This is a genomic window from Paenibacillus silvestris, from assembly GCF_009882985.1.
GTDB lineage: Bacteria > Bacillota > Bacilli > Paenibacillales > NBRC-103111 > Paenibacillus_E > Paenibacillus_E silvestris.
Window position 1 is genome coordinate 31,430 of sequence record NZ_WTUZ01000037.1, and the last position, 13,081, is coordinate 44,510.

At 47.2% G+C, this 13,081-nt stretch carries 13 protein-coding genes; 1 reads left to right on the top strand and 12 read right to left on the bottom strand.

What is annotated here, in order from left to right:
- Positions 1 to 36 precede the first annotated feature (36 nt).
- Entirely contained in the window at positions 37 to 696 is a 660-nt protein-coding gene (locus tag GQF01_RS27945) for a Crp/Fnr family transcriptional regulator (RefSeq protein ID WP_161410235.1), read from the top strand.
- Here GQF01_RS27945 and hemG read toward each other — a convergent pair.
- From hemG to GQF01_RS28005, 12 genes are all read right to left on the bottom strand, one after another.
- On the bottom strand, positions 693 to 2,159 hold the full coding sequence (gene hemG / locus GQF01_RS27950; RefSeq protein ID WP_161410236.1) for a protoporphyrinogen oxidase: 1,467 nt from the start codon (positions 2,157 to 2,159) through the stop codon (positions 693 to 695). The two genes, GQF01_RS27945 and hemG, sit on opposite strands and share 4 nt — an antisense overlap.
- Positions 2,156 to 3,103, bottom strand: coding sequence for a ferrochelatase (gene hemH, locus GQF01_RS27955; protein WP_161410237.1), 948 nt, complete (start codon positions 3,101 to 3,103; stop codon positions 2,156 to 2,158). Before hemH ends, hemG begins: the two co-directional genes overlap by 4 nt.
- Before the next feature lies 1 nt (position 3,104).
- Positions 3,105 to 4,169: a uroporphyrinogen decarboxylase gene (hemE, locus tag GQF01_RS27960; protein WP_161410238.1), complete on the bottom strand. Its 1,065-nt coding sequence runs from the start codon at positions 4,167 to 4,169 to the stop codon at positions 3,105 to 3,107.
- Between the two features lie 197 nt (positions 4,170 to 4,366).
- Entirely contained in the window at positions 4,367 to 5,362 is a 996-nt protein-coding gene (gene hemB / locus GQF01_RS27965; RefSeq protein WP_161410239.1) for a porphobilinogen synthase, read from the bottom strand.
- A gap of 29 nt (positions 5,363 to 5,391) precedes the next feature.
- Complete coding sequence (gene cobA / locus GQF01_RS27970; RefSeq protein ID WP_161410240.1) at positions 5,392 to 6,924, bottom strand: uroporphyrinogen-III C-methyltransferase; 1,533 nt, start codon at positions 6,922 to 6,924, stop codon at positions 5,392 to 5,394.
- A 5-nt stretch (positions 6,925 to 6,929) separates the two neighbouring features.
- Positions 6,930 to 7,877, bottom strand: coding sequence for a hydroxymethylbilane synthase (gene hemC / locus GQF01_RS27975; RefSeq protein ID WP_161410241.1), 948 nt, complete (start codon positions 7,875 to 7,877; stop codon positions 6,930 to 6,932).
- Between the two features lie 13 nt (positions 7,878 to 7,890).
- Positions 7,891 to 8,622 (bottom strand): precorrin-2 dehydrogenase/sirohydrochlorin ferrochelatase family protein, encoded by a 732-nt coding sequence (locus GQF01_RS27980; RefSeq protein WP_161410242.1) that lies wholly within the window; start codon positions 8,620 to 8,622, stop codon positions 7,891 to 7,893.
- 16 nt (positions 8,623 to 8,638) lie between these two features.
- Entirely contained in the window at positions 8,639 to 9,469 is an 831-nt protein-coding gene (locus tag GQF01_RS27985; RefSeq protein ID WP_161410243.1) for a cytochrome C assembly family protein, read from the bottom strand.
- 33 nt (positions 9,470 to 9,502) lie between these two features.
- Positions 9,503 to 10,906, bottom strand: a complete 1,404-nt coding sequence (hemA, locus tag GQF01_RS27990; protein WP_161410355.1) for a glutamyl-tRNA reductase — start codon at positions 10,904 to 10,906, stop codon at positions 9,503 to 9,505.
- A 156-nt stretch (positions 10,907 to 11,062) separates the two neighbouring features.
- Positions 11,063 to 11,599 carry an S-adenosylmethionine decarboxylase gene (locus tag GQF01_RS27995; RefSeq protein ID WP_161410244.1) on the bottom strand — a complete coding sequence of 179 codons (537 nt, stop codon included), beginning with the start codon at positions 11,597 to 11,599 and terminating at the stop codon, positions 11,063 to 11,065.
- Positions 11,600 to 11,726: 127 nt separating this feature from the next.
- Positions 11,727 to 12,134 carry an adenosylmethionine decarboxylase gene (gene speD, locus GQF01_RS28000; RefSeq protein ID WP_161410245.1) on the bottom strand — a complete coding sequence of 136 codons (408 nt, stop codon included), beginning with the start codon at positions 12,132 to 12,134 and terminating at the stop codon, positions 11,727 to 11,729.
- 325 nt (positions 12,135 to 12,459) lie between these two features.
- The gene (locus GQF01_RS28005; protein WP_127455281.1) at positions 12,460 to 13,047 is read right to left on the bottom strand and encodes a non-ribosomal peptide synthetase module; all 588 of its coding nucleotides are present in this window, start codon (positions 13,045 to 13,047) and stop codon (positions 12,460 to 12,462) included.
- Positions 13,048 to 13,081 lie beyond the last annotated feature (34 nt).

Genomic DNA, 13,081 nt, shown 5'->3' on the forward strand with positions numbered 1-13,081 from the left:
ATGTTGACATTATACCAATAAAAGGCGGTACCTACCATGCTTGATTATATTAAAAGAGTCCCTTTATTCGCTCGGTTAAATGAAAATCAGCAGAATGCGCTGGCACAGATTTGCATAAGACGCTCTTACCATGCGAATACCGTCCTTTTTTCCGAAAAAGAAATCGGCAACGTTTTTTATATGGTTGTCAGCGGATCCGTCAAAATCTTCACAACCGGCAGCTCCGGCGAGGAGAAAATACTGTCCATCTGCAAATCAGGGGAGAGCTTTGGCGAGCTGTCACTGATCGACGGCAAGCCGCGTTCAGCCTCGGCGCAAACCTTGGAAAGCTGTGTACTGCTCTCCATGACAGCACAGAACTTCCTTGAGCTGCTGCGCAATCATTTTGACATTACTTTAGTCATTATGCAAGAACTTAGCAACCGGCTGCGCGATACGAATCAGCAGGTATATGATTTGACCTTTTTAGATGCTAGAACGCGGGTCATCAAAAGCTTAATTACAATGGCTAATAAGCATGGCATTCGCTCAGACAATAAGATTATCATCAAGCTCGTGCTCAATTTCGATGAAATTTCACAGCTTGCCGGCGTGCAAAAAGTGATCCTCATGCAAGTCATTCGTGATTTAGAGGAAAAACAAATCTTGGCCATCTCCCCTTCTGACTTCAAGTTGGATCTGGCCAAGCTTCGTTAGACGGAGGCTGTAGTTACAGCTGACTCCTTAGTGGATTGATCAACGATACGGTCTGCAAGCTGCCAGGCAACCTCTTTCCCCTGCCTGATGCAGTCAGGTAGGCCAACGCCATGGAAACCTGCGCCCGTTACCAAAACCTGCGGCATTGCGGCCGACAGCTCTTCGCGGAAGCGCGCGATCTGCTCCAGATGCCCTACCGGATATTGGGGCATCGAATGGTTAAGACGCGTCACCTCTGTAAATAGCGGCTCTGCCGTTAAACCGAGCAAGCTGCGCAGATCATGACGCGCTTTGCTGATCAGCTGCTCATCTGACCACGCAGGCCACTCCTGCTCGCCTGAACGGCCGATATAGCAACGCAGCAGTACCTTCCCTTCTGGCGCCGTGTGCAGCCATTTGGCAGAGGTTAGCGTACACGCTGTGATCGTGCTGCCCTCATTCCTCGGAACTAGGAATCCCGAGGCATCCAGTTCAAACGGAATATCTTTCCGGTCAAACGCCATGATCACATTCGCCACAGAGATATAATCAATTTTCTTCAGCTCGCTTGCTGCTGGGAAATCAGCTAACATTTGGGCAGCCTGATAGGTCGGCGACGTTAGAATCACGCCATCGACGATTTCGCTGCTCCCATCTTCAAATGTGACCTCTGCTTGCTGCCCCCTCTGACGAACAGAAGCAACGCCCAACCCCGTGCGCAGATCCGCTGAATCCAGTGCTGACACTAGGCCAGAAACGAGCGTTTTGAGCCCTTTCTTGAACGTGACGAAAACTGAACTTCGAATCGCTGCGGGTAAGTGTGCCGTTTCTTCGGGAACATTTTTGCGGCTCGCCATCATCCCCAGGATCAAACTTCGATGTTTCTGCTCCATCATTCGGAATTGAGGGAACGTTGATTTCAAGCTGAGATTGAACGTATCGCCCGCATAAATTCCCGCTAACAGCGGTTCCACAATACGCTCCAATACTTCTTTGCCTAATCGGCGTTCCAGAAAGTGTCCTAAAGACTCATCATTCGTGATTTCACGTTTAGGTAAGACCAGATCTAAGGCTGCCCGTATTTTGCCGAGCGGAGAGATAAGGCCTGTCTTCATGAACGGTGTCATTTGTGTGGGAATACCAAGCACTAAACCCGGAGGCATACGATGCAGCTTCCCTTGACGCACAATATAAGTCTTTTTGGCCTTAGGGTTCGTGCCTGTAAGCTCCTGTTCAAGTCCGAGATCATAGGCTAGATCGATAATAGGCCGCTTCCGAGCAAGAAAGGAGTCTGGCCCCTTTTCGATGACAAAGCCCTCTTTCTCAATCGTATGAATTTTCCCGCCAAACGCCGGTGATTTCTCCACCACAGAAATACGAAAGGGAACACCCTCTGCTTCCAACCGTTTCTTTAAATAAAAAGCTGCGCTAAGCCCAGTTATCCCCCCGCCAACGATCATGTAGTGAGGTGTATGGGAGCTCATGACTGTTCACTTGCTTCCTGCCATTTGGTGTAGACAACATCGCTTAATGTTTGCATATATAAAGGGTCCGTATTGAGTGATTCCGTTCGTTCTAAATGCAGGCCCAGCTCCTTGGCCAAAGCTTGCGCTTCAATATCGATATCGTAAAGAACCTCCAAATGATCGGAAACAAATCCGATTGGGCATAGCAGAACGTTCTTCACGCCTTCTTCTTTATGAATTTGCTTAAGCACATCCAAGATGTCAGGCCCCAGCCATGGCATTGCCGTTTGGCCCGCGCTCTGCCAGCCGAATTGCCAATTCGTCAATCCTACACGTTCAGCAATAACCTTGGATGTCGCGAGCAATTGGTCCGGGTAAGGATCTTTCATTTCTAGAATCTTCTCAGGTAAACTGTGCGCCGTGAAAATAACACGTACGTCACCTTTATCTACATTAGCGAACTTCGTGAGAGCCTTATCTACCCGAGTGCTTAAAGCATCGATCAATTTAGCATGCAGGTGGTAATCCAGTACGAAGCTCATGCTAAGTCCCAGCGCCTCTGCCTTGTCCTTCGCTCTTTTCACATAGCCGCCAACGCTCATTGTCGAGTAGTGAGGCGCCAGAACGACACCTACAGCCTCTGTAATCCCATCCTTGACCATTTGCTCTACACCGTCTTCTACATATGGCTGAGCGTGCTTCAGGCCTTGATAGCACACAAATTCAACTTCCGGATGCTCGGCGCGCAAAGTGTCCTCGAGACCTTTTACCTGCTTATTCGTATTTTCACGCAGCGGAAAGAATCCGCCTACAATTGCTTCATACCGCGCAGTTAATTCGTGCAGCTGCTCAGGTGTTGGCGGATGCCCACGTCTAATATGCGTGTAATACGCTTCCACCTGATCAAGGCTTTCCGGCGTCCCGTAGGACATAACTAATACACCAACGCGACGTTTGGTCATCCTAAACACCACTCTTTTCTGCTTGTTGAGTTAACACGGAATGCGAGTACGCATGAATGAATGCCGTCAAATCTTTGAGCTTTTCCAGCGACGCCTCCGGGAATAGCCCATGTCCAAGATTGAAAATATAACCGGGCTTCTTCATGCCATCATCCATGATAGCTTTCGCCTGCTGCTCAATAACGTGCATAGGTGCCGTTAAAATATAAGGATCCAAGTTGCCCTGCACCGCGAATCGTTCACCTACTCGCTCACGTCCTACCGAGATCGGAATCCGCCAATCCAAACCAATGACATCCGCTTGCAAATTATGCAAATAAGGGAGCAATTCGCCTGAGCTTACCCCAGGGAAATAAATTTTCGGTTCCTTCAAGTGGGAAAGTTCCTTGAAAATCCGCTCCATTGTGGGCAATACATACAATTGGAAATCTGCAGGAGACAGCGCGCCTACCCAGCTATCAAACACTTGAACAGCCTTCGCACCTGCGGCAATATGGGATTTCAAATAAGTAATCACCATGTCACCCAGTTTGTCCATCAAGGCAAACCAAACGGCAGGCTCGGAATACATAAGCTGTTTCGTACGAATATAGCTCTTGGACGGCTTGCCTTCAATCAAGTAGCTGGCGATCGTAAACGGCGCACCCGCGAATGAAATAAGAGGAACTTCAAGTTCTTTATCCAATATGCGAATCGTCTCAATAATATGGGACAAATCCTTGTCCACATCAATCGGACGCAAACGTTCAACGTCCTGTGCTGTCCGAACCGGCGTATGAATAACAGGACCAACATCTTTGACAATATCAAAATCAATCCCAAGCGAAGCAACGGGATTCATGATGTCTGAATAGAGAATTGCCGCATCAACACCAAGCTTCTTAATAGGCAGCATTGTAACTTCTGCAGCAAGCTCCGGCTGTTTGCAAATTTCGAGCAAGGTAAACTTTTCTTTAATTTTCCGATAAGCCGGATCGTAGCGACCCGCTTGACGCATATACCATACCGGCAGTGTATCTACCTGTTCTTTCCGGCACGCTTTAATAAAATTATCGTTGTAGCTCATGAGGCACCTTCCTCTGGTTTCCATCTATTCTCATTCATTATGCCCTAATTATACCCCTGTCACAACCGACGTAAGCTTACGTTTTGCGACAAATGTATGACAAAAGAACCATCCGCATCTAGATGTGACAGCGGTTCAATTTCCACGGGAAACTGCTCGGCTGCGCCTTCTAGGGTGAATGGTTCTGACTTTTAAAATTAGCTGTTTTTCAAATAGCGGGCAATATCTTTGGCAAAGTACGTCAGGATAATGTCAGCACCAGCGCGCTTGAAGCTTAGCATAGTTTCCATAACAATTGCCTCTTCATTAACCCATCCTTGCAGGGCAGCAGCTTTAATCATGGAGTATTCAGCACTCACATTATAGGCCACGACCGGCAGGTCGAAATTATCTTTGAGCATGCGGATGATGTCCATGTAAGCAAGAGCCGGCTTCACCATTAAGAAATCTGCACCTTCTACAACGTCGCTTTCTGCTTCGCGCAGTGCTTCTCTTCCATTGGCAGGATCCATCTGGTACGTCTTGCGATCACCGAATTGCGGCGTGGAATGGGCAGCATCCCGGAATGGACCGTAATAAGCGGATGCATACTTCACTGAGTACGCCATGATTGGCGTATTTTCGTAGCCTGCTTCATCTAAACCAGAACGAATAGCATGTACATAACCATCCATCATATTCGATGGAGCAATAATGTCCGCGCCAGCTTTCGCTTGAGAAACGGCAGTTTTCACCAGAAGCTCAAGAGATGCATCGTTCGCAACGTCAGCAGCGCCAGTAATTGGGTGATGATGAATGACGCCGCAGTGGCCTGTATCCGTAAACTGGCACAGACAAGTATCTGCAATAATGAGCAAGTTCGGGCTCAACTCTTTGATGAAACGAGCAGCTTGCTGCACGATACCTTCGTCCATATAAGCAGATGTACCTTTTGCATCCTTGTAATCCGGAACTCCGAACAGGAGAATGGCTTGGATACCCAGCGATGTAATTTCATCAATCTCGGCTTTTAGCATATCTAGTGACAGATGATAAACGCCAGGCATGGAAGCAATTTCGGACTTGACGTTAGTCCCGTGGGTTACAAAAATAGGCTGTACCAGATCACTAACTGTTACCTGATTTTCGCGAACTAAATTACGAATAGCTGCATTACCGCGCAAGCGGCGATTACGAACAATGGGGAAACTCATGAGGATTCCGCCTCCTTATTTAATGCCATTTATTTAGGTTGAATCATGCTTTGAACAAGTGAACGAACAGTGGCCTCTTCGGCCATATACGTAATCGGCAGTCCATATTGACGTACCGTTTCTGCGGTTTTGGGTCCGATACAAGCAATTTCAACACCTTGCAGCAGGGATAAAGGTTCTTCAATTCCGAGCTGCTTCAAGGCTTCAATCAGATTCGTAACGGTGGATGAGCTCGTAAAAGTAATAATATGAATGCTCTGATTTTGAAGCAAATGAATGACTTCGTCCCCGTCGTCTGTGGTGAGTACATTCTCATACACATCAACTTCGGTAACTTGCAAACCAAGCTCCCGCAGCTTAGCGGGTAAATAATCACGCGCCAAATCAGCTGTAGGTAAAAGGACCTTCTGACCCGCTCTCAGATCGCCTTGAATGGCCTCCAGCATGCCTTCCCCTTGGTATTTGCTCGGAAGTACATCAGCGATAATACCTCGCTCAGCAAGCGCCTCAGCCGTTTTGGGGCCAACTGCTGCAATTCGGGCATTCCCCATGCTGCGAACATCGATCCCTCGCTGGCGCAAACGATTGAAGAAAAACTCCACCCCGTTCACACTAGTCAATAAAATCCAATCGTAAGTAGGCAGTTTATCTAAGGCTTCATCCAAAGCTTGTTGAGCTTCCGGCTGACTTGGCGGCTGCAGCCTGATCACAGGGAACTCAACAGCTTCTCCGCCGAAATCATCGATCAGATCAACCAGCTCACTCGCCTGGCTTCTAGCGCGGGTCACCAGAATTCGGCGACCAAACAGCGGCTTCTTCTCGACCCAAGCCAGCTTCTCGCGCAGCTTGACAACCTCACCGACAATAATGACAGCCGGTGATTTGAATTCAGCTTCTCTCACCTTCTCTGTAATGTCGGAGAGCGTTCCTGTGATGGTTGCCTGGTCTGCCCAAGTGCCCCATCTAACCAAAGCAACAGGCGTTTCTGGAGGTTTGCCGCAGCGTATTAATTCGCGGCTGATTTGTTCGATATTCGCAACACCCATTAGGAAGACCATCGTGCCGATAGCTTTGGCCAGATTCTCCCAGTCCAGTCCGGAGTACGTTTTATTGGGATACTCGTGACCTGTAATAATCGCGAAAGACGACGTGAAATTACGATGTGTTACCGGAATTCCCGCATAAGCTGGAACGGCAATCGATGACGTAATGCCCGGAATGATGTCGAAAGTCACATCGTGCTCTGCGAGCAGTTCCGCTTCCTCGCCTACACGTCCGAAGACGCTGGGATCGCCGCCCTTTAGACGCGTTACGACTTTGCCTTGCAAAGCTAGATCTACAAGCAAATGATTGATTTCTTCTTGCTTTAAAATATGCTTGTCCGGGAGCTTGCCGACAAAGATCAGCTCAGCGTCCGGTCTGCGATGCTTTAGTAATCGAGGATTCGCCAGACGATCATATACAATGACATCTGCTTTCTGAATAGCTTCCAAACCACGAACTGAGATCAGCTTAGGGTCGCCAGGACCCGCGCCGACGAGATAAACTCTTCCCTTGTTCAAGTGGCTCACTCCCTTACCTCAGCTAGGATACGTTCAGCGCCCTGTTCAACGAGCTTGTTCGCAATAAGCTCGCCAAGCGCTTCCGGATCACGCCCGGAAGCCGTTTCTTTCAGCATGGTCACGCCATCCGGCGTTCCGACCATGCCAGTCAGCGTGAGCAGCGGCGCTTCAGAACCGCTGCCTTCCTCGCTTACGCTCGCGTAAGCGCCGAGCGGCACCTGGCAGCCTCCGTTGAGTCTGCCAAGGAAAGCCCGCTCCGCTCGCACCGCGAGCGCAGTAGGCTCATGCTGGAACTTGCCCAGCAAGTCCAGCATGAAGGCATCGCCGCCCCGGCACTCGATGCAGAGCGCCCCCTGCCCTACGGCAGGGAGGCACTCTTCGGGCGGCAAGTACGCGCTGATGCGATCCTGCCAGCCGATCCGGTGCAAACCGGCTGCGGCCAACATAATCGCATCGAAGTTCTCTTCATCGAGCTTGCGCAGCCTCGAATCAATGTTTCCACGGACCGACTCGATGCGGAGGTCCGGGCGGAGATGCTGCAGCTGGCTGGCACGGCGCAGCGAGCTGGTACCCACAAGAGCGCCTTGCGGCAGCTCTTGGAGGGAGCCATATCCGCGTGTGATGAGCGCATCGCGCGGGTCCTCACGCTTCGGTATCGCTCCAACCACGAGCCCTTCTGGAAGCTCGAAGGGCATATCTTTCATGCTGTGAACGGCCATGTCGATATCGCCGTCTACGAGTGCCTGTTCGATCTCCTTGACGAACAGCCCTTTACCGCCTACCTTGGATAGGGTTACGTCCAGAATGCGGTCGCCCTTCGTGACAATTTTCTTAATTTCAAATTGACACTCAATCCCGTGCTCCGCAGCTAGCTGCTTTAAGAGCTCTACCGCTTGCCCCGTTTGCGTTAAGGCTAATGCGCTTTGTCTAGTACCTACAATAATCGTTCTCATCTCTACCCGCCTCCTAAACTCGCTGTCCGAAATCTGTAATCGCTGACCAAGAAGGCCGGTCTGTTTCCACTTGACCTGCTGGTCCAGTCGGCCAAGGTCCTCTCTCTATAGCCAAGCAAAGCTTGTCCTTCCAATGATCGAACGAACCATCGCGTATCTTGTCCAGCACATCCCAATCCAGCATTTCTTTGAACATCCGCTGTCTGGCTTGTTTATCTGCTATTTTGCTTTGAACAAGATGACGCACTTCACTAAGGAAATCCAGATAAATGGCGTACTCCTCACCATATTTGTTATCAAGCTCTCGGGCGATTTTGCGCGCTGCAGAAGGACTTGCTCCCCCAGTTGATACGGCAATAACCAGTTTCCCTCTTCTTACAACAGAAGGCTGTATATACGAGCTAAGTTCAGGCTGATCCACCACGTTGACCAATTTTCCCTGAGCGGTTGCAAACTCATAGACCTGTGCGTTCACCTCAGCGCTATTCGTAGCTGCTACTACTAGGGTGTAAGGCATTAATTCGTCCACCGCCATCATAGACGGATGAAACGTCTGCCTGTGCAGAACTACTTCCGAGTTATTCGCTAATTCAGCTATTCCCTCTGTGAATTCCGTGCTGATGAGCGTTACGTGAGCCCCCGCTTCGAGCAGGGAGATCACCTTGCGCTCAGCAATTGGCCCACCGCCAACTACCAGGCATTTCCTGCCTGCGAGATTCACCATAATTGGATAAGGATACTTCATATTCGTTAGCTCCATATTAGCTCCATATCCAGTCATGAAATCCGGAAACGAGATTGGAAACAACAAAGTTCAGCACGACAATGAAAAAAGCTGCAAGGTTCCAAGCGGCTAATTTGTAGCCGGATATCCGCATCGACTTCTGTTGAAATAAATAGAACGCATAGGCGGCCAAAACAAAAAATGAATTGATAACCTTCGGATCATAAAGTAAATTATGATTTCCCTCTAGAACAACCCAGACCACGCCAAGACTTAACGCCATTAGAAGCAAAGGAGCCCCAATGATAACGGAAAAATACGTATAATGCTCAATCTTCTCAAGCGAAGGCAATCGCATCACCGTTTGGGAAAACTTCTTAGCCTTTAACATATTGTGCAAAAACACATACATGCATGAGAATATAGCTGCAATGGAAAATGCCGCGTAGCTGCCAATCGCCAGGGTAATATGTATAAATAATAGCTCGTCGTTGATGTCCCAACCGGCTTTAATTGGCATAACGTGCGGGTTTCCAAATATGTTCAGAGCGAGGATCGCAAAGCCAAGAACGTTCACAAAAAACACGAACAATTCGATTCGGAAAAATCGGTTGACCAGTAAGGAAATTGTCACTATCAACCATGAAAACATAAACAAGACGTCGCTTCTAGCAAAGGCCCATTCTGTCAAATGGCCGTATAGATTAATGCCTAGGTACACAGTCTGCAGAACCCATACAAATAAAAGGAGCCCCGTCCCCATCCGTTTCGCGCTTCGGCTCGCATTCGCGAAATCCGAAAAGTAAAACAATAGGCTCAGGGCATACATATAAATCATCGCATCAAACAACCAGCTACTAGTTACCATGGCACCTCTCCTAGGCGATTAGCGCCTTTATTCTCAAGATTTTGCCAGAATATCCGCGGTTTGTAAGCCGCGCACGGACAGCTTCTCTTCCAGAAGCTGTTTCGTTTCTTGAGCTTTCTGTCCAGCTTCCAGCTCTTGTGCTAACTGATTGGCTTGCTCTTGTTGTTCTAATGTCTCTTCTAGGGCAAATAATTTCGTGAATAGCTCGAGCGCTTCTTCCCCATGGCGTTCTCCTGCCATTTCTTTAATACGCAGGATCGGGTCGCGCAGCACTTGGTTCACGATGCTTTTGGTTAATTTGCGAATTACTTTTATTTCACGCTCATCGAGATCAGGCAGCTTATTCAGCATGCTATCCATCGTCTCTTCGTGAATCTGGCTCGCTTTCGCCTGAAGAGCGTTAATAACGGGACTTACGCCAAGTGTTTTTGTCCATTGTTCAAACACACCGATTTCCGATTCAATCATCGTCTCAATCTTGGCGGCTTCTCGCTTTCTCTCCTGCAAATGCTTATCCACGATATGCTCCAGATCATCGATATCATACAGGAACACATTCGGCAGCTCGCTAATTTGCGGATCCAAATCACGAGGCACTGCAATATCCATCATGAACAGCGGACGCGATTTTCTCTTTTGAACATAAGACTGAATGTCATTTTTGGTTAGGACATACCCCGGAGCTCCTGTTGAGCTGATAATAATGTCTACCTCTGGCAAATACGAAGCCATTTTGTCCATGGTACATGGAATGCCATTGAATTTGTCAGCTAATTCTGCTGCGCGCTCGAACGTGCGGTTAACAACGATAACTTTGTTAGCTCCGTTCGCATACAAGTGCTTAACGGTTAACTCGCTCATCTTCCCAGCACCGATGATCATAACTGTCTTATTGTTATATGAACCAAAAATTCGCTTACCGAGTTCCACTGCAGCATAGGAAACAGAAACCGGATTATTGCTAATGCCCGTTTCGGAATGCGCCTTTTTGGCAAGTGTGACAGACTGCTTAAACAGCGTGTTGAAATACGAACCCGTCGCTTTCATTTTTTGAGACGATAAAAAAGCATCTTTGACCTGTCCTAGAATTTGGGTTTCCCCTATCACCATAGAATCTAAACCGCTAGTTACACGGAATAAATGTTCAATCGCCTTCTCATTTTCATGCATATATAAATGTTTCTGAAACTGAGCCTTGGGAACTTGGAACCACCGCTCAATAAAATGTGTTAAATAATGACTGCACATCTGTGGTCGATCCACAACGGCGTAAATTTCCGTGCGATTGCAGGTGGCGACAATTACACACTCTAGGATGCTTTTTGTTTCTTTCAATTCAGCCAATGCGATTGGCAAATCTTGTTCAGAAAAAGCAAACTTCTCACGGATTTCAACTGGAGCTGTCCGATAATTTAGACCAACTGTTACAATATGCAAATGTACCACCTGCCTTTCTTTCATTTTCTATGAACATTATAGCACAGCAAACTATTCAATCCGACAAAATATTTGAATAAATTATGAATGCTTCGCTATGCTCGTTAGTTTTAACAGCATTCGGCCCCGCTATACCTGAATTGGCAAGAAGCCCATTTATTGCAGCAGTTTTTTGCGAAGAAAAGCCGTTAAATTGCTATCTAGCTCTGCCAGTTTCGTGTTCTGGGAAGAAACAATATCCCCATTGGATGCCATGATTTTCTCATAAACCTCATACATGCTTTTATATTGCAGCCCGGCTTCCTTCAGGGTTTGCAGTTCATCGGGTTTTAGCGCCCGCTCGCCGCCAATCTGAAGACGCTGCAGGTACTGGGATAACTGCATCATACTGGACATGGGAGTCAGATAATCCGATCCTCCTGCCGCTAGTACAAGTCGTTCATGTGTGTAACCTGCGGAGTATAAAGCTTGCTGGCTGCCATCCAATTCATCTGTCGTTTTGCTTTGCGCGGCTTCTTCCAGGTAGCTCATTAGTAGTTCCATCTGGAATAACGAAACTTGATACAACAGATGGGATGCGTCGTGTTCTTCTTTATGATGGCCAAGCATTTGAGACAGCTGATAGATGGGCCAGATTATGAGAAAAAGAACAAGACTGTACAAAATTGCTTTTCTGGTTATTTTTCGTCTCACTGTGTGATATCCCCGCTTCCCTTATTGGACATGTAGCGCATGTGTCGCAATAACATTGTATGGGAACAAGGACAAACAAATAACCACGGATTTCTCCGTGGTCATCGTTATTGTTATGTGCAGAACCTTATTTCACAAGCTCTGCTAGCTTAATTTCTGGAGTTTCTACTTGCAATTCACCCATTCCACGAATTAACTTCTTCGCATGGAATGTTTCTGGTTTCAATACGGATACCATAAAATCAATTGCTAATTGAGGGTCCACTGTCTCACCGCATGTATAACAGTCAAGCGCGGCAAAACCTCTCTCAGGATAAGTGTGAATGGAGAGATGACTCTCGGACAACATAACAAGTACAGTTGCTCCTTGTGGTTCAAATTGCTTGGATTGTACAGATAGTACGGTTGCTCCGCATACCTCGGCAGCTTCTACCATCTGAGCTTGCAGCCAATCTGCATTGTTCAGAAGTTCGAAATCTACCCCCCAAGTATCTACAGCAACGTGTCTTCCGAAAGTTGAGTATTCAGTTTCCATCTTTCGGTTCCCCCTTCCTAGGAATAAAATGTCTGAAAAAAATTTCATCCGCTAGGACCTACGTCATTCACTTCCCGAGGGTATTATCTCTCGCAACATTCAATGTCCTGAGTGAATCCTGGTTCCTATATTGTTTCAACGAGAATAAAAATAACATCTATCGACGAGAATTGCAATAGTTTTTTTTGCCAATGGCCTTCTCATCCAAGCAAGCAATAACTAATCTATGTAGAAGACGATTAACTTGTTCATTTTAATTAAAAAGTCGTAATTTGGACACAAAAAAGACCCTTTCGGGTCTTCCATTTGCATGTATATGTGGTCGTTAAGCCTCCAGAATAAACAAACGATGTGTGAGCTCATTGAGGCGAGTGTCGATCTGTTGATGTTCTCCTTGATCCTGCACCATGTTGCGCAAGTCGAGAAGATGATTAATTTGGTCGTAGATCATTTCGATCTCTTGTTCGACTTCTCTCTTTTGGAACATTTCCTGCATGAGACCAATGGTATCTCTGAACTCATAAATGACGGTAATCAATTGCCCTTTAACTTCCTCGATCTTCACAACCGTGCCGCGCTCATAATAGTAAACCATCGTATAGCTAGAATAAATTCGGTTTACCGTCGCGCTTCCTTTGAACTCTGATACAGCTTTTCGCATTAAATTAGCCAGTAAAGTATTACTTAATCTGCAGGATCCTGTACATTCATATAGGCCCGATTTCTTCTCAAATGAAAGGACGATTTCTTGACCTGCACCATCTTGAAAAACAACCTCTTGATTGCCATTTTCCAAAACCTTCACTTGCAAAGTCACTTGATGGTCCACGAACATTTGAAAAAATCTGAACATCTCGGCTTCTGTTAACTGGAGGCAGGTCTTGACATATTCAGTCGCTAACCTTTGTGCCATAAAAATCCCTCGATTCTTTGTTTTCAAGCAATGA